We start from the raw sequence: 17,199 nt of genomic DNA, 5'->3' as shown, positions 1-17,199 counted from the left end.
TGCGGCACCGGTCTCCCCGACGGCCCCCGTCGACGAGGGCGCGTACGTCACGCCGCTGGTCCGCAAGCTCGCCGCCGAGAACGGCGTCGACCTCGGTGCCGTCAAGGGCACCGGCGTCGGTGGCCGTATCCGCAAGCAGGACGTCGTCGCCGCCGCGGAGGCCGCCAAGGCCGCCGCTGCCGCTCCGGCCCCGGTCGCGGCTGTGACTGCCGGAGGCCGTGCAGCCGCGAAGGCGCCGAAGCTGGAGGCGTCCCCGCTGCGCGGTCAGACGGTCAAGATGACCCGCATGCGCAAGGTCATCGGCGACAACATGATGAAGGCGCTGCACTCGCAGGCCCAGCTGACCTCGGTCCTCGAGGTCGACATCACGAAGCTGATGAAGCTGCGCAACCAGGCGAAGGCCGCGTTCGCCGCCCGTGAGGGCGTCAAGCTGTCCCCGATGCCGTTCTTCGTGAAGGCCGCGGCCCAGGCGCTGAAGGCCCACCCGGTCATCAACGCCCGGATCAACGAGGACGAGGGCACCATCACGTACTTCGACTCGGAGAACATCGGCATCGCCGTGGACGCCGAGAAGGGTCTGATGACCCCGGTCATCAAGGGCGCGGGCGACCTGAACATCGCCGGCATCTCGAAGAAGACCGCCGAGCTGGCCGGGAAGGCCCGCGGTGGCGGCCTGACGCCGGACGACATGTCCGGCGCCACCTTCACCATCAGCAACACCGGCTCGCGCGGTGCGCTGTTCGACACCGTCATCGTGCCCCCGAACCAGGCAGCCATCCTGGGCATCGGTGCCACGGTCCGCCGTCCGGTGGTCATCGACCACCCGGACCTCGGCGAGACGATCGCGGTGCGGGACATGACGTACCTCTCGCTCTCCTACGACCACCGTCTGGTGGACGGCGCGGACGCCGCCCGTTACCTGACCACGGTCAAGGCGATCCTGGAGGCCGGTGAGTTCGAGGTCGAGCTCGGCCTCTGAGCACCACGGTTGTAACCAGCCTCACCAGCGGCGCCCCCGTCCGGATCACTTCCGGGCGGGGGCGCCGCCGTATTGTCTAGACACCACCGGTCGCCCCGGCAGCCGACAACACCGGTTCGCCCCGAAGGAGCCCCTCATGACCCCGCCCGTCGTCCACTCGCTGCGCGAACAGATCCGCGAGCACATCGTGGACGGGATCGTCAGCGGGCGATGGAAACCGGGCGAGCGGATCGTGGAACGCCGGATCGCCACCGAGCTGGAGGTCAGCCAGACGCCCGTGCGCGAGGCGCTGCGGGAGCTGGAAACACTCCGGCTGATCGAGTCGGCTCCCAACAAGGGCGTACGGGTCCGCAATCTCACCGCGGCCGATCTGGAGGAGAGCTATCCGGTACGGGCCGGTCTGGAACAGATCGCGGCCGAGCTGGCGGCTCCGGTCCTCGGCGAGGACTGTTCGCGCCTCGCGCCGCATGTGACGGCGCTCTACGAGGCGGACCGGCTGGCCGACGGTGAGGCGCAGGTGCGGCACACCGTGGGATTCCACCGCGAGATGGTGCGGGCCGCCGGGAACGCCGTGCTGCTGCACACCTGGGAGGGGCTGGGCATCGAGGTGTTCACCGCCCTGTCGATCCGGTGGCTGGGCACGGTCCAGAAGTCGTACGCGGAGGAGCACGAGGCGCTCATCGAGGCGTTCCTGCGGAAGGATCCGGACATCGGTGTGCTGGTCAAGGCGCATGTGCTCGGCTGCGCACCGCGCGCCTGAGGGGCGTGCGCATCTGTCGTGAGGGGCGCTCGCCTGTGCGGGCGAGCGCCCCTTTTATGTACTAAATCCCGTCACTCCGTGCCCTGTTTCACGGCACCGAATGCCAATTTCTTCATATCGAGAAGTTTTGCCCTTCATCCTTTGATCGATCATCGATCGGCGACTTACAGTTCACTCCGCGGGCCCACCGGCCCCATCGCCCTGTCCTGCCAGTCAGGGCCTTTCTCCACCCCCCTCCACTCCGGAAGGCGGCGATCATGACCGACCCCGTAGGAAAGCTTCCGAGCGAGCTCGACCAGCTCCCGGACCGTGACCCCGAGGAGACCGCCGAATGGGCGGCCTCCCTGGATGCCGTCACCAAGGCCGCGGGCCCGCACCGCGCCGCGTATCTGATGCGTCGCTCGCTCCAGCACGCCGAGGGCGCCGGTCTCGCGCTGCCCAAGCTGCTGGAGACCGATTACGTCAACTCCATCCCGACCGCCGCCGAGCCCGCGTTCGACGGCGACCTGGAGATGGAGTCCAAGATCACCGCCTGGAACCGCTGGAACGCGGCCGCGATGGTCACCCGCGGTGCCCGGTACGGCGTCGGCGGCCACATCGCCACCTTCGCCTCGGCCGCCTGGCTGTACGAGACCGGCTTCAACCACTTCTTCCGCGGCAAGGAGGGGGACGGCTCCGGCGACCAGCTCTACATCCAGGGCCACGCCTCCCCCGGCATCTACGCCCGCGCCTTCCTCGACGGCCGGCTCAGCGAGCAGCAGCTCGACAACTTCCGCCAGGAGGCGGGCGGCGACGGTCTGCCCTCCTACCCGCACCCGCGGCGGCTGCCCTGGCTGTGGGAGTTCCCCACCGTGTCGATGGGTCTCGGCCCGCTCTCGGCGATCTACCAGGCGCGCTTCAACCGCTACCTGGCCAACCGCAACATCAAGGACACGTCGAACTCGCACGTCTGGGCCTTCCTCGGCGACGGTGAGATGGACGAGCCCGAGGCAACCGCCGCCCTCGCCCTCGCGGCCCGTGAGCGGCTCGACAACCTGACCTTCGTCATCAACTGCAACCTGCAGCGCCTCGACGGCCCGGTCCGCGCCAACTTCCGCGTGGTCCAGGAGCTGGAGGGCGCGTTCCGCGGAGCCGGCTGGAACGTCATCAAGACGCTCTGGGGCAGCGCCTGGGACGAGCTGTTCCAGCTGGACACCACCGGTGCGCTGGTCCGCCGGCTCCGGGAGGTCCCGGACGCGCAGTTCCAGACGTACGCCACCCGCGACGTCGCGTACATCCGTGAGCACTTCTTCGGCGCCGAGCCCGCGCTCGCCGAGCTGGCCAAGCTGCTCACCGACGCGAAGATCGCCGAGTGCTTCTACACCTCGCGCGGCGGCCACGAGGCCCGCAAGGTGTACGCGGCGTACAGGGCGGCCGTCGAGCACAAGGGCGCGCCCACCGTGATCCTCGCCCAGACGGTGAAGGGCTACACGCTCGGCAAGGGCTTCGAGTCCAAGAACGCCAACCACCAGATGAAGAAGCTGTCGATCGACGAGTTCAAGGGCATGCGCGAGCTGCTCGGACTCCCGATCCCGGACAGCGCCTTCGAGGACGGGCTGGTGCCGTACGGCCACCCGGGCGCCGACTCGCCCGAGGTCCGCTACCTCCAGGAGCGCCGTGCCGCTCTCGGCGGCCCCGCCCCGGCCCGCCGGGTGCACGCGGTGGCGCTGCCCCAGCCGGAGGAGCGGGCGTTCGCCGCGCTCAAGAAGGGGTCCGGCAAGCAGGAGATGGCCACCACCATGGCCTTCGTCCGCCTGGCCAAGGATCTGATGCGGGACAAGGAGACCGGCAAGCGCTGGGTTCCGATCGTCCCCGACGAGGCGCGCACCTTCGGCATGGAGTCGCTGTTCCCGTCGGCCGGTATCTACTCGCCGCTGGGCCAGACGTACGACCCGGTCGACCGCGACCAGTTGATGTACTACAAGGAGGCCAAGGACGGCCAGATCCTCAACGAGGGGATCACCGAGGCCGGGGCCATGGCCGACTTCATCGCCGCGTCGACGTCGTACGCGACGCACGGCGAGACGATGATCCCCTTCTACATCTTCTACTCGATGTTCGGCTGGCAGCGGACCGGCGACCAGATGTGGCAGCTCGCCGACCAGCTCGGCAAGGGCTTCATCGTCGGCGCCACGGCCGGCCGGACGACGCTGACCGGCGAGGGCCTCCAGCACGCGGACGGCCACTCGCACCTGATCGCATCCACGAACCCCGCGTCGCTCAACTACGACCCGGCGTTCGCGTACGAGATCGCAGTGATCGTCAAGGACGGTCTGCGCCGGATGTACGGCCCCGAGGCCGAGAACGTCTTCTACTACCTGACGGTCTACAACGAGCCGAAGCCGCAGCCCGCGATGCCGGAGGGCGTCGAGGAGGGCATCGTCAAGGGCCTGTACCGCTTCAAGGAGGGCACGCCCGCGACGGCGGACGCGCCGCGCGTTCAGCTGCTGGCCTCCGGCACGGCGATCCACTGGGTCCTGGAGGCGCAGGAGCTGCTGGCCGCGGACTGGGGAGTGACGGCCGACGTCTGGTCCGCCACCTCGTGGGGCGAGCTGCGCCGTGAGGCGCTGGAGTGCGACGAGGCGCTGCTCCGCGGTGAGCAGCGGGTGCCGTACGTGACCCAGGCGCTGGAGGGCGCACCGGGTCCGGTCCTCGCGGTCAGCGACTGGATGCGGCAGGTCCCGGACCAGATCAGCCAGTGGGTGGAGCAGGACTGGTCCTCGCTCGGCACGGACGGCTTCGGGCTCTCCGACACCCGTGATGCGGCCCGCCGCCACTTCGGTGTCGACGCCCGCTCGATCACGGTCGCGGCCCTGGCCCAGCTGGCCCGTCGCGGCGAGGTGACCGCGTCCGCGGTCAAGGAGGCCCGGGAGCGGTACGGGCTCTGACGCGTGAAGGCGGCCGGGTACGCCCGGCTGCCGCCTCGCCCCCGGTCGGGCGGGGGCTCTGTCCCCGATCGCCGGGCGGGCTTGAAGATCAAGCCCGCCCGGCGGTCGAGGACATCTTTTGAGCCCGGCGGTCGAGGACATCTCTTGAGCCCGGCCGGCGATCGGGGCCACCGCGGGCCTGTGGGCCACACCCCGCGCACTGCGGCCACAATGGCCGCATGCGTGCTGCCCGTCTCATCAAAATGGTGCTGCTCCTGCAGTCCCGCCCCGCCATGACCGCCGCCGAGCTCGCCCAGGAGCTCGAGGTGTCCGAACGGACCGTCACCCGGGACGCGCAGGCACTCTCCGAAGCGGGCGTCCCGGTGTACGCGGACCGGGGCCGGGCCGGGGGCTACCGGCTGATCGGCGGGTACCGCACGCGGCTCACCGGACTCGCCCGTAACGAGGCCGAGGCGCTCTTCCTCTCCGGGCTGCCGTCCGCCCTGCGCGAGATGGGCCTGGAGGACGCCGCATCCGCCGCCAGGCTCAAGGTGTCGGCGGCCCTGCTGCCGTCCCTGCGCGACGCCTCGGACAGCGCCGCCCAGCGCTTCCACCTGGACGCTCCCGGCTGGTACCAGGAGCCGGTCACCCCCGAACTGCTGCCCGCCGTCGCGGAGGCGGTCTGGGACGACCGGATCGTCCGCGCCCGCTACCGCCGCAGCGGCCGGGACGACGAGGTGGAGCGGGAGCTGGCCCCGTACGGACTCGTCCTGAAGGCCGGGGTCTGGTATCTCTGCGCCCGCGTGGCGGACGACTTCCGGGTGTACCGGATCGACCGGTTCTCGGCCGTCGCGGTGTCGGACGAACGGTTCGAACGCGACGAGCAATTCGATCTTCCGGGCTTCTGGGACGAGCGGGCCGCCCAGTTCGCCCGCTCGCTCCTGCGTACCGAGGTGACGGTACGGGTGACGGAGGAGGGTGTACGCCGGCTGCCGTACGTCATGGACCGTTCGGCGGTCCACGACGCACTGGACGCGGCCGGCCCGTCCGACGCGCAGGGACAGCTCACCGTCACCCTGCCGGTCGAGTCCATCGATGTCGCGTACAGCCAACTGATGGGCCTGGGTCCGGAGTTGGAGGTCCTCGAACCGGCCGCTCTGCGCGCACGTTTCACCGCTGCCGCCGAACGCCTGCGCGACCTCTATCGCTGAGGGCTTCTTTCCGCCGCGTCCGCGTGCATCGCCCGCCGTCAAGGCCGATGCTTGTCCCGTGATGGACGAGACGGAGTTCTGGGAGATCATCGACAGCACTCGCGAGGCCGCCGAGGGCGACCCCGAGGACCAGGCCGATCTGCTCGTCGAACGGCTGGTGCGGCTCGATCCCGAGGCCGTGCTGGATTTCGCCAGGCACTTCGAGGCCCGTTACAACCGCGCCTATCGTTGGGAGCTGTGGGGCGCCGCCGCCGTACTGCTCGGCGGCGCGAGCGACGACGCCTTCGACTTCTTCCGCTGCTGGCTGATCGGGCAGGGCCGGGAGATCTTCGAGGGCGCTCTGCACGATCCGGACAGCCTCGCCGATCTCCTCGACGACTTCGACGAGGAGGTCGACGGGGACGCCGAGGATCTCGGCTATGCCGCCGACGAGGCGTACGAGCAGCTCACCGGCGTGGTCACTCCGGACCTCGGGCTGCCGCCCCAGGCCTCCGAGCCGGAGGGCACCCCGTTCGCTTTCGAGGACGACGCGGCGCTGGCCGAACGCTTCCCCGCGCTCTGGGAACGGTTCGGAGCCGGCTGAACGCGCCCGGAGCTCTGCCGCCCCGTCAGAAGTGGGTTCCGCCGTCGATCCGGATCTCCGTACCCGTGATGAACGCCCCGTCCTGCGATCCGAGCATCGCGACGACGCCCGCGACGGTGTCCGGGCTGGCGAAGCCCTCGCCGAGCGCCGGAGACAGCTTCATGAAGAGCGACATGTCGGCATCGGCGGGCAGCCCCGGGCCGTTGCCGCTGGTCATGTCGGAGGAGATCGAGCCGGGCGCGACGGCGACGACCCGCAGCCCCTGCTTGCTGTACTCGCTCGCCAGCGCGTGCGTCATCGACTGGACGCCGCCCTTGCTCGCCGCGTACGCCGACATGTAGGGGTGCGCGAAGCTCGCCGAGGTGGAGGAGAAGTTCACGACGACCGGCTTGTCGCCTGCCAGCAGGGCCGGTATCGCCTCGCGGATCATCAGGAACGTCCCCGTGAGGTTGACCGCGAGGATCTTGTTGAAGAACTCCAGCGACGTCTTGTGCGTGTGCTCGGAGCGCAGAATTCCGGCCGCGTTGACCAGGACGTCGAGGCCCCCGAGGGTGGCCACGGCGGAGGCGACGCCCGCCTGGACGGCCGCCTCGTCCGAAATGTCGAGGACGAGGGTGGTGAGGTGGTCGGCGGTGCCGTTCGCCACGGCTGTCGCGTACGTGGCCTTCAGCCCGGCCTCGTTGACATCGGCCGCGACGACGCGGCCGCCCTCGGCGAGGAGACGGTGGACGGTGGCCTGGCCGATGCCGGAGCCACCGCCGGTGATGAGTGCGCGGCGGCCTTCGTAGCGGTTCATGTCTGTTCTCTCCCGATCCCGGTGACTGCTGTCCCGAGGCTGTCTCGATACTTCCTCGATCGATGTCCACCGTACGCCCAAGTGGCACGTTTTGCCATCACGTCATTTCATGCACGCCTCTCCCCTGTCGGGGTAATCTCCTGGGAATGAGCACCGACCCGAGTCAGCCGTCCCTCACCGAACGTCGTAAGGCCGCGACCCAGCTGGACATCGCGCGCGCCGCCGCCGCGCTCTTCGCCGAGCGCGGGCCGGAAGGCACCACGGCGGAGGACATCGCCCATCGGGCGGGCGTCGCGCTGCGCACCTTCTACCGGTACTTCCGCTCCAAGCAGGACGCGGTGGGCCCGCTGCTCTCCGGCGGCGCCGAGCGCTGGCGGGCGCTGTTGGAGGCGGCCGAGCCGGGGGATGCGCTCGCCGGGGTGCTGGAGCAGGCGGTCGTCGAGGCGCTCCGGGCGCCCGGCGCGGACGCCGCCGACCAGCTCGGCTGGACGCGCGGACTGCTGCGGGCGGCGGTGGAGGACCCGGCGTTGCGTGCCGTCTGGTACCGGGTCAATCAGGATTCGGAGGAACGGCTGCTGCCGGTGCTGACCCGGCTGGCGGGCGACGAGGCGGACCCGCTGGAGGTCAGGCTCGCCGCAGCCGCCGCCACGGACGCGGTACGCGTCGCGCTGGAAGCCTGGGCGGAGACGGACGCGCCGACGAGCGGGCCCGGCTCACCTTCCGATCTGGCGGTGCGCTGCCTCCATGAACTCATGGGTGGCATGCGGCTGTTCAAGGGCTGAGCGGGAAGCTGGGGGTCACGGCGCCAGCGAGCGGCCCATCATCACGTCGTCGACGTAACGCCCGCCCAGGAAGAACTCGCCGGGCAGCACACCCTCGACGACGAACCCCTCCGACTCGTACAGCGCCCGCGCGGGCGCGTTGTGCCCGAGCACCCGCAGCGTCATCCGGTTCGCCCCGTCACTCCGCGCCGCCGCGAACACCGCCCGCAGCAGGCCCCTGGCGACACCGCCGCCGCGCGCCCAGTCGGCCACGGCGAGACCCTGTATCTGGCGCACATGCGTGTTGCAGGCCAGCGGGGTCGGCGCGACGACCCGGATATAGCCGGCGATGCGTATCCCACCCGCCGGATCCTCCGCCTCGGCCACGAGGAAGTCCTCGGGCTTGTGGCGGTCGTCGAAGAACGGTGCGTACGGGGGCTGCGGCCTCGGTGTCACGGCGTGCAGTGTCGACCAGGTGGCGCGGTCGAGTTCGCCGAGAGCGGCTTCGTCGGAGAGGACGGCGGGGCGGACGGGGCGAACCGGGTGTGTCTGGATCACGGACATGCGCGCCACAGTGCCACGGCCCGCCCGGTCGCGTCATCGCATATCTGCCGGGCGCTCGGCGGAGCCGAACGGGAAGCGGCGGCGGAAGCCGTCGGCCGCGTGTGCGCCACTACCGGGATGTCGCCCTACAACTGCTGTTCGAGTGATTCGGGCGTGACGAGCGATACGGGCGAGGCGCCCCCTACGCGGCTGCGGCAGGATGGGGCCATGGTGTACTCCCGTATTGCTGTGACCGGATCCACCGGACTCATCGGAGCCGCGCTGGTGCGCTCGCTGCGGGCCGACGGGCACGAGGTCGTACGCCTGGTCCGGCACCCGGCGCGCGCCGGGGACGAGGTCGAGTGGGACCCGAAGCGGGGTTACGTCGACGGGGCGGGCCTGGTCGGCTGCGACGCCGTCGTCCACCTCGCCGGCGCCGGGGTCGGCGACCACCGCTGGACGGAGGAGTACAAGCGGGAGATCCGGGACAGCCGGGTGCTGGGCACAGCGGCGATCGCCGAGGCGGTGGCCTCCCTCGGTGTACCGCCGCAGGTGCTGCTGTGCGGCTCGGCCATCGGCTACTACGGCGACACCGGGGACCGCGCGGTCGACGAGGGCGCGCCGCACGGCACGGGCTTCCTGCCGTCCGTCTGCGTGGACTGGGAGGCTGCCGCGGCCCCGGCGGAAGCGGCAGGCATCCGGACGGTGTACGCGCGTACGGGTCTGGTCGTCGCCCGGGAGGGCGGGGCCTGGGGGCGGCTGTTCCCGTTGTTCCGGGCGGGGCTCGGCGGGCGGCTCGGCAGCGGGCGCCAGTACTGGAGCTTCATCGCGCTGCACGACCACATCGCGGCCCTGCGGCACCTCCTCGACACGCAGTCGCTGTCCGGACCGGTGAACCTGACCGGCCCCGACCCCGTGACCAACGCCGAGGTGACAGCCGCGATGGGGCGCGTGCTGCACCGTCCGACGCTGTTCTCCGTCCCGGCGCCCGCGCTCCGGGTCGCCCTCGGGGACTTCGCGGCGGACGTGCTGGGCAGCCAACGGGTACTGCCCGCACGGCTGCTGGACTCTGGGTTCACCTTCGCCTTCCCCGGCATCGACGGCGCCATTCGCGCGGCGCTGCGCTGACCACGCACGGCCGAATCACACGGATGTGCGACCCCGTGCAACGGTGCCCCGGGCCGCGCGCGACTGCGCCCCGACCGGCCCCCTCCTAGCCTCGTGGCGAACTCGGGCATTCCGGGGGCCTGTTGGGGGCAAGAGCCTCCCAGCAGTTGCGCCGACTCGGGGAGGGGCACGTGCTCAGCACGGCACACCACGCGGACGTCGTCATCATCGGTGCCGGGATCGCCGGCCTGTCAGCAGCCCATCAATTGACCAGTGCGGGGGTCAGCGTCAGTGTTCTGGAGGCCGGCCCACGCGTCGGCGGCCGGATGACCACCGAGGAGGTGGACGGGTTCCGGCTCGACCACATCGGCCCGCTCCTCAGCACCTCGTATCCGGAACTGCGCACCGCGCCCGGCCTCGAAGGGCTCCTGCTGAGGAACTTCGCACCAGGGGTCCTCGTCCACAGCGAGGGCCGCCAGTACCGGACCGGCGTTGCGCGCCAGGTACGGAGCGCACGGGGCGCACTCAAGGCGGCACGCGCCCTGGCGAGCGCCCCCGCCCGCCGATGGGCGGGCCGATCGACCAGGCCCGGCTCGGCGCCGCCCTGGCCCGGCTCGCCACCACTCCGGCGTCCCGCATTCTGGCCCGGCCGGAACAGACCGCGCTCGCCGCCCTGTCCAGCCGTGGCCTGCCGTCCCGTACCGTCAACGGTTTTCTGCGCCCCCTGCTCACCGCGCTGCTCAGCGACCCCGGGCTCACCACATCGAGCCGCTGCGCCGATCTCACCCTGCGCGGCTACGCGCGCGGCCGGCTGTGCGTACCGTCCGGCGGCTCGGCCACGCTGCCCGAGCTGCTGGCGGCGGCCCTGCCGCCCGGCACCGTGCGGACCGGTGTCCATGTCACCGCCGCCGACATCACCTCCGTACGCACCAAGGAACACGGTGAACTGGGCTGCCGTTCCCTGCTGCTGGCCACCGGCGCGAGCGCCGCGGCCGAGCTGCTCCCCGGCCTGCGGGTGCCGCCCTTCCATCCGGTGACGGTCCTGCACCACACCGCCCCCGCTCCCCCGCCGACCGGCGCCTCACTGCTGCTGGACGCCGACCGCTCGGGCCCGGTCGCCCACACCTGCGTGATGAGCGAAGTCGACCCCTCGCGCGCCCCGCACGGCCGGACCCTGATCACATCGACGGTGCTCGGCACCCCGCCGCCCGACCTCGACCGGTCGGTCCGCGCCCATCTCGCCGCGCTGTACGGGACTCCCACGGACGACTGGGAACTCCTCTGCGCCCACCACGACCCGGAGGCGGTCCCCGCCATGCCGCCCCCGCACGATCTGCGCCGCCCGGTCCGGCTGCTCGCCGGGCTGTACGTGTGCGGCGACCACCGGGACACGAGCACGGTGCAGGGTGCCCTGTTCTCGGGCCGCCGCGCGGCGCACGCCATCCTCGGCGATCTGGGCATCCGGCCCGGCCGCCCGGAGGCGGAGCTGCGCGAAGCGGCCTGAGTCCGCCCGCGCGCATCCTGCCCCGGTCAGACCGATCTCAACCCCCAACACTCCTTACAGATCGGATCTCTCGCTCCACCTCCCGTTTTCGGGAGTGGTCCACACCACTCCCGTAAACACCCTTGTCGTGCATTACATCTACCGCTACGGTCCTGGCGCAACCGGACTTCAGGAGACCGTAGTGCGCCGAATCATGCCCGTTCTGCCACTCCTCACAGCTCTAGTCATCGGATCTATCTCTCCCGCCGCGGTGGCAAACGAGCCTCCGGGCGAACCCGCGTCGAGCACAAGCGCCACAACGGCCGCCCCAGGGCCTCCCGTTGTCCCCAGACCGACCCGGTGGACCGACCTCGGCGGCCACACACAGCTGTCGGTGAAGACCCGCATCCTGGTGGACCCCCGCTCCCGCTCCACGACCACGCTCCCTTCCGGGCAAGCCGAACTCCCGGGCCCCGCACGGCAGTCCGTGCAGGACTTGGCCAAGCAGCTGCGTACGGAGGTGGCCCAGGTCAGCGGGGTCACTCCGGCCGTCAGCAGCGACATCCGGCACGCACGGGCCGGCGACATCGTGCTGACGCTCACCGAGCACGGGGCACTGGGCGCGGAGGGCTACCGGTTCGAGAGCACGGACGCCGTCCGCATCGAAGCCGCATCCACCCACGGCCTGTTCTACGGGACGCGCACGCTCCTGCAGCTGCTGCGCACCGCCCCCGATCACCTCACCGTGCCGAAGGCCGTCTCCACCGACCGTCCCGCCCAGCCGGTCCGGATGACCATGCTCGACGCGGGCCGCAAGTACTGGCAGCCGGAGTACCTGGAGAAGCTGGTCCGCCGGATGGCCGACCAGAAGCTCAACACCCTTTTTCTGCAGTTCTCCGACTCCGAGGGCTTCCGTCTCTTCAGCCCGGAGTTCCCCGGACTCGCGGACCCCGCACACAGCTACGACCGCGCCGACATCGAGCGGCTGAAGCGTGTCGCCGCCCGCTATCACGTGCAGGTGATGCCCGGTATCGACGTGCCCGGACACGCGACCGTGATCACCGACGCCTTCGGGATCGGCTTCGGTGACGGCCCCGAACCGTGCACCCGGGCACACACCCACTCGCACCTCACGCCGAACTGGATGGTCGACCTCACCAGCGAGAAGGCGGTCGCGACGACCCGCCGGATCGTCGACGAGTTCGCCGGCTGGTTCGACGCCCCGCTGTTCAGCATCGGCGCCGACGAGTTGCCCGGCCAGCTCGCCGACTGCCCCCGCGTCAAGAACCATCTCGCCGCCGATCCGGACACCAGCACCCTCGGTGACCTGCTGAACGGCTACATCAACACCCTCGACGACGTCGTCGCCGAGCACGGCAAGCGCACCGCGATCTACAACGGCTCCGAGCACCTCGCCGCACCCCAGCAGCAGGTCCACGCGCCCGTGGTGTTCCTGACCTGGGAGGGGACCGGCACCGAGCCCGTCATCCCCGGCCACGACGAGATCGCCATCGGCCCGTTCTACGACACGCCGAACAACTATCACCACCTGTACCCCGACGAGCCGTGGATGTACGACTCCTGGGTGCCCAGCACCGCACCGGATCTCCTCGGATCCGGCCTGATGAACTGGGCCGACTACAACTTCTGGGCCGACGACGGCTACTTCGAGCAGCAGATGGCCACCGCGCGCGCGGTCATCGCGGACCGCTCCTGGAACGCCTCCGCCACCCCGGACACCGTGCAGGACTTCCGGACGCGGGTCGCCCGGCTCGGCGACCCGCCCGGCCTGCGGCCCGACCCGGTCACACCCCGGGTCGACGACGGCCGGCCGAGCCACCACTGGACCTTCGACCAGGCCTCCTACCCGAGCGGCTGGACATGGGCCGGCAGCCCCGGCAACACGATCTTCGCCGAGGACACCGCCGGGAACCTGCCCGGCACCTCGTACATCATCAACAACCCCGCTCCGGTCCCGGACGGGGTCCGCGGTCAGGCCTGGCGCTTCGACAGCGACCGCGACGGAGTGGGCTTCGGCGGCCTCGACCTGACCGAACCGTGGACCGTCTCCGGCTGGGTCAGGACGACGGGCAGGACCAGTGACCAGGTGCTGCTCAGTTCGAAGGCCGGCGCGCTCAAACTCCAGCAGTGGGGCACCGGCAAGGTCGGCTTCACCCTTCCCCTCGCTATCGCTGGGGAGACCCCATCCGGCGCCGCCGACCACAGCTTCGACTACACCCTGCCGCTGAACCAGTGGGTCCAGCTGACCTGGGTCACCGAGCCGGGCCGCACCACCCTGTACGCGAACGGCGAGCGCGTCGGCACGGTCGACGCGTCCATTCCGCTCCCGCTGCGCTCGATCGGCACCGAGAAGGCCGGGCTGCGCGGAGATCTCGACGAAGTCACCACCTGGGACGAGGCGTTGAGCCCCGAACAGGTCCGGGCCGACTACGCGCACTACGACCGCTGACCCGAAGGGAACCCGCAGTGACCCGCACCCATGCCCGTACCCGTACCAGACTCGTCGGAGCGACGACTCTGGCGGCCCTCGCCGGCTTCCTGGCCACCCCGGCCTCCGCCGCGCCCGAACCCCCGTCGAAGGACTACCAGCCGACGGTGGAGTCCCTCAACAGCCACCCCACGCCGACGTGGTTCAACGACGACAAGTTCGGCATCTTCATCCACTGGGGCGCCTATTCGGTGCCCGCCTGGGGCCCGCGCGGCAGCTATGCCGAGTGGTACTGGAACTACATGAACAGCAAGGGCAGCGCCACCAACACCCACCAGAAGGACACCTACGGCACGGCCGCGAACTACGACGACTTCATCGGGCAGTGGAAGGCCGAGAAGTACGACCCGGACGCCTGGGTGAAGCTGTTCAAGGACGCCGGTGCCAAATACTTCGTGCTGACCTCCAAGCACCATGAAGGCGTCGCCCTGTTCGACAGCAAGATCAGCGGCCGCGACACCGTGGACCTCGGCCCGAAGCGCGACCTGGCGGGCGACCTGTTCGAGGCGGCGCGCAAGGACACCAAGGGCGGGCAGCTGAAGGCGGGCTTCTACTACTCGCTGTACGAGTGGTACAACCCGTCGTACACCGGCAGCCCGGTCCGCAACCCGTACACCGGCGCCGAAGTCCCGTACACCGGCGCTCCGTCGGTCAAGGACTACGTCGGCGACTACATGGTCCCGCAACTGAACGAGCTGGTCGATCAGTACGATCCCGACATCATCTGGTGCGACGGGCAGTGGGACAAACCCGCCTCGTACTGGAAGACCGCGCCCGTCATCGCCGACTACTACAACCGTGCGAAGAACCGGGCGCACCCGAAGGAAGTCGCGGTCGCCAACCGCTGCAAGATCGAGACCGGTGCGCTGGACAGCAAGGAACTCGACTTCCAGACACCCGAGTACACGGTCAAGCCGGACATCGACCCGAACAAGTGGGAGGCGAGCCGGGGCATCGCGCACTCCTACGGCTACAACCAGAACGAGCCCGAGGAGGACCACCTCACCTCCGACCAGCTGATCGACTCGCTCACCGACATCGTCAGCAAGAACGGCAACCTGCTGCTCGACATCGGCCCGCGCGCCGACGGCACCATCCCCGAGATCCAGCAGCAGCGGCTGCTCGACATCGGGGCCTGGCTGAAGATCAACGGCGAGGCGATCTACGGGACGACCTACTGGCACCATGCCGAGGAGCCGTCCAGCGACGACAAGATCCGCTACACGGTGAAGGACGGCACGCTGTACGCGACCGCGCTGGAGTGGCCCGGCGCCGAACTCACCCTCGGCGCCGACACACCCGTAGCCGCCGACTCCCGTATCACTCTGCTCGGTTCGGACGGCAGCGCACTGCCCTGGCACAAGGACTCCGCAGGCCGCGTGATCGTCGAGACGCCGAAGGCCGGGGCGTCGGCCACCAGAAGCACGAGCGCGTACGTCTTCAAGGTCACCACCCCGGGCGTGAACACCCTCGTCCGCACGAGGACCGAACTGCCGAAGGAGCTCAACCCCGGACGCGCCGCCGACGGCACGCTGACCCTCACCAACACCGCCCGCAAGCGCGCATCCGGGACCGGGATCGGGCTGTCCGGACCCGAGGGCTGGACCGTCACCCCTGCGGCCACCCGGGTGAACCCGCTGGCGCCGGGCGCGGACGCGAAGGTCCCGTTCACCGTGACGCCGCCCGCTTCCGCGGCCCCGGGTACGTACACGCTGAACATCACCCTGCGCCACGGCCGTCTCACGACCACCACGGCGGTCAAGGTCACGGTGGCCCCGGAGAACCTCGCCCGGAACAAGCCGGCCACCCAGAAGAGCACCGCGTGGGACGCCCCTGCCTCCCGTGCCGTCGACGGGAACACCGACGGCTCCTTCGGGTCGGGCTCGGTGACCCACACCGCGGAGCCCTCGTCGCAGGCATGGTGGCAGGTCGACCTGGGCGCCTCGAAGTCACTGTCCGCAGTCGACATCTGGAACCGCACCGACTGCTGTTCCGACCGGCTCAAGGACTTCTGGGTCCTGACCTCGGACACCCCGATCACGGCCGACGGACTCGATGAGGCACGGACCGCACCCGGTGTGACGGCGGTCCATGTCACCGGCCAGGCCGGACGGCCGTCCACCGTGCAGCTCCCGGCGGGCACCTCCGGCAGGTACGTCCGCGTGCAGCTGGCGTCCGGCACCGACCCGCTGTCGCTGGCGGAGGTCGAGGTGCGCGGGCGCTGAGAGAGCCCTGCCGAAACGGGTGGTGGCCCGGACCGATCGCTCCCGGTCCGGGCCACCACCCGTGCTGCCGCACGGAGGAGCCGGGCGGAGGAGTCGCCCGTGGTCACGCCGGAGAGATCACCCGAGGGCCGCGACCCGCTCCCGGTATCCGCGTACCGCGGCCGCGTCCCGGAACGGCTCCAGGCGTCGCTCGAAGTCCCGTACGTACTCCGTCGCCCGTACCGACCGCATCTCCGCCGCCTGCTGGGCGGCTTCGGCGCCGAGCACGCACGCCTGCTCGAGTTCACCGAGCCCGAGCCGCGCGGAGGCCAGCACCACCCGGCAGAACAGTCTGCTGCGGGCGTATGCCGGGGCGCGCAGCTGGAGGGAGCGCTCGGCGTGCTGCGCCGCGACCCGGTACTGCTGCAGATCCCGGTGGCAGTGGCCGAACTCGTCGGCGAGCTGGGCCTCGTCGAAGTACCGCGCCCAGTGCGGCACCTCGTCCCCGGGGCGGGCGGTCTCCAGCGCGTGTTCCGCCCGCGCCAGCGAGCCGGTGCAGAGCCTCGCCTCGCCGAGCACCCCGTGACCGCGTGCCTCCACGGCGTGCAGCAGCGCCTGGACGACGGGCGGCGCCGACGAACCGATGCCCTGCTGGGCGACGCGGACCAGCTGTACGGCTTCCCTGCCGTGCCCGAGATAGACCGCCTGCCGGCTCATGGTGATCAGGACGTAAGCGCCGTACGCGCGGTCGCCCGCGGCCTGGGCGAGCCGCAGCGCCTGGACGAAGTACCGCTGGGCCAGGCCGTGGGCCGCGATGTCGTACGAGGTCCAGCCCGCCAGCCGGGTCAGATCGGCGGCGGCGGAGAAGAGCCGACGCCCGGTGTCCTCCCCGTAGGTCCCGCGAAGCATCGGCTCCGTCTCGTGCTCCAGATACCGGACGAGGGCCTGCCGGGCGTGGCCGCCGCCGTAGGCGTTGTCGAGGGCACGGAAGAGTTCACCGACCGAGCGCAGGGCGGCGACATCACCGCTGCTGACCCGCTGGCCGGGGCCGCGGTCGCTCTGCCGTTGCCGGGGGACGCCGGGGGCGCCCGACAGCCCTGTTCCCGGGGAGGCGGGAGCGGTCGAGGGTGCGGGGGACCCGGGTGGCGCGGACGGTCCGCAAGGCCGGGACGGTACGGGCCCACGGGCCCCGCCGCGGCCACTGACGCCGGACGCCCCCGTCACTCCGTGCCCACTCCCGACGGGCCGGTGCGACCCGTGCAACCCCTGTGCCCCGATCCCGCGCGCCCCGCCGGGACCACCGGCCCCCGCAGCCCCGGAGGCCCCGGCGGACCTGCCGAGCGCACCGGCCGCACGG

12 protein-coding genes and 1 pseudogene are annotated in these 17,199 nt (G+C 71.0%); 10 read left to right on the top strand and 3 right to left on the bottom strand.

Annotated features, from left to right (window positions below; translation table 11 throughout):
• The 5 genes from sucB to GA0115254_RS12625 form a co-directional block, all read left to right on the top strand.
• The coding region (gene sucB / locus GA0115254_RS12645; protein ID WP_093895368.1) for a 2-oxoglutarate dehydrogenase, E2 component, dihydrolipoamide succinyltransferase at positions 1–979 on the top strand (979 nt) is incomplete at its 5' end.
• Positions 980–1,115: 136 nt separating this feature from the next.
• The gene (locus GA0115254_RS12640) at positions 1,116–1,739 is read left to right on the top strand and encodes a GntR family transcriptional regulator (protein ID WP_093895367.1); all 624 of its coding nucleotides are present in this window, start codon (positions 1,116–1,118) and stop codon (positions 1,737–1,739) included.
• A gap of 257 nt (positions 1,740–1,996) precedes the next feature.
• The gene (aceE, locus tag GA0115254_RS12635; RefSeq protein ID WP_093895366.1) at positions 1,997–4,666 is read left to right on the top strand and encodes a pyruvate dehydrogenase (acetyl-transferring), homodimeric type; all 2,670 of its coding nucleotides are present in this window, start codon (positions 1,997–1,999) and stop codon (positions 4,664–4,666) included.
• Between the two features lie 218 nt (positions 4,667–4,884).
• On the top strand, positions 4,885–5,856 hold the full coding sequence (locus GA0115254_RS12630; RefSeq protein ID WP_093895365.1) for a helix-turn-helix transcriptional regulator: 972 nt from the start codon (positions 4,885–4,887) through the stop codon (positions 5,854–5,856).
• Between the two features lie 61 nt (positions 5,857–5,917).
• The gene (locus GA0115254_RS12625; protein WP_093895364.1) at positions 5,918–6,439 is read left to right on the top strand and encodes a DUF4240 domain-containing protein; all 522 of its coding nucleotides are present in this window, start codon (positions 5,918–5,920) and stop codon (positions 6,437–6,439) included.
• Positions 6,440–6,464: 25 nt separating this feature from the next.
• Here GA0115254_RS12625 and GA0115254_RS12620 read toward each other — a convergent pair whose 3' ends face one another.
• Entirely contained in the window at positions 6,465–7,235 is a 771-nt protein-coding gene (locus GA0115254_RS12620; protein ID WP_093895363.1) for an SDR family NAD(P)-dependent oxidoreductase, read from the bottom strand.
• Positions 7,236–7,381: 146 nt separating this feature from the next.
• Between GA0115254_RS12620 and GA0115254_RS12615 the strand changes: the two genes are divergently transcribed.
• Positions 7,382–8,017, top strand: coding sequence for a TetR/AcrR family transcriptional regulator (locus GA0115254_RS12615; RefSeq protein WP_093895362.1), 636 nt, complete (start codon positions 7,382–7,384; stop codon positions 8,015–8,017).
• Between the two features lie 15 nt (positions 8,018–8,032).
• Here GA0115254_RS12615 and GA0115254_RS12610 read toward each other — a convergent pair whose 3' ends face one another.
• Positions 8,033–8,560, bottom strand: coding sequence for a GNAT family N-acetyltransferase (locus tag GA0115254_RS12610; protein WP_093895361.1), 528 nt, complete (start codon positions 8,558–8,560; stop codon positions 8,033–8,035).
• A 207-nt stretch (positions 8,561–8,767) separates the two neighbouring features.
• Between GA0115254_RS12610 and GA0115254_RS12605 the strand changes: the two genes are divergently transcribed.
• The 4 genes and pseudogenes from GA0115254_RS12605 (at position 8,768) to GA0115254_RS12590 (ending at position 15,863) form a co-directional block, all read left to right on the top strand.
• The gene (locus GA0115254_RS12605; protein WP_093895360.1) at positions 8,768–9,667 is read left to right on the top strand and encodes a TIGR01777 family oxidoreductase; all 900 of its coding nucleotides are present in this window, start codon (positions 8,768–8,770) and stop codon (positions 9,665–9,667) included.
• A 170-nt stretch (positions 9,668–9,837) separates the two neighbouring features.
• Positions 9,838–11,150, top strand: a pseudogene (locus GA0115254_RS12600) (NAD(P)/FAD-dependent oxidoreductase).
• Positions 11,151–11,343: 193 nt separating this feature from the next.
• Positions 11,344–13,599, top strand: coding sequence for a family 20 glycosylhydrolase (locus GA0115254_RS12595; protein ID WP_093895359.1), 2,256 nt, complete (start codon positions 11,344–11,346; stop codon positions 13,597–13,599).
• 17 nt (positions 13,600–13,616) lie between these two features.
• A complete protein-coding gene (locus GA0115254_RS12590) occupies positions 13,617–15,863 on the top strand; it encodes an alpha-L-fucosidase (protein WP_176740092.1) in 2,247 nt (748 codons plus the stop codon).
• Positions 15,864–15,980: 117 nt separating this feature from the next.
• On the opposite strand, the gene GA0115254_RS12585 is transcribed toward GA0115254_RS12590, so the two are convergent.
• Positions 15,981–17,199, bottom strand: a 1,219-nt coding sequence (locus tag GA0115254_RS12585) for a regulator (protein WP_107451325.1), incomplete at its 5' end; no start/stop codon positions are given.

The organism is Streptomyces sp. Ncost-T10-10d, from assembly GCF_900091955.1.
Classification (GTDB): domain Bacteria; phylum Actinomycetota; class Actinomycetes; order Streptomycetales; family Streptomycetaceae; genus Streptomyces.
Note: the sequence above shows the minus strand (reverse complement) of the source record. Positions and strands in the feature narration are given on the sequence as shown.

Bases quoted from the DNA above. Each gene is read 5' to 3' on its own strand.
- GA0115254_RS12605 (WP_093895360.1), top strand. From the start codon at position 8,768: ATGGTGTACTCCCGTATTGCTGTGACCGGATCCACCGGACTCATCGGA.
- GA0115254_RS12610 (WP_093895361.1), bottom strand. From the start codon at position 8,560: ATGTCCGTGATCCAGACACACCCGGTTCGCCCCGTCCGCCCCGCCGTC.
- aceE (WP_093895366.1), top strand. From the start codon at position 1,997: ATGACCGACCCCGTAGGAAAGCTTCCGAGCGAGCTCGACCAGCTCCCG.
- GA0115254_RS12615 (WP_093895362.1), top strand. From the start codon at position 7,382: ATGAGCACCGACCCGAGTCAGCCGTCCCTCACCGAACGTCGTAAGGCC.
- GA0115254_RS12630 (WP_093895365.1), top strand. From the start codon at position 4,885: ATGCGTGCTGCCCGTCTCATCAAAATGGTGCTGCTCCTGCAGTCCCGC.
- GA0115254_RS12620 (WP_093895363.1), bottom strand. From the start codon at position 7,235: ATGAACCGCTACGAAGGCCGCCGCGCACTCATCACCGGCGGTGGCTCC.
- GA0115254_RS12595 (WP_093895359.1), top strand. From the start codon at position 11,344: ATGCCCGTTCTGCCACTCCTCACAGCTCTAGTCATCGGATCTATCTCT.
- GA0115254_RS12625 (WP_093895364.1), top strand. From the start codon at position 5,918: ATGGACGAGACGGAGTTCTGGGAGATCATCGACAGCACTCGCGAGGCC.
- GA0115254_RS12640 (WP_093895367.1), top strand. From the start codon at position 1,116: ATGACCCCGCCCGTCGTCCACTCGCTGCGCGAACAGATCCGCGAGCAC.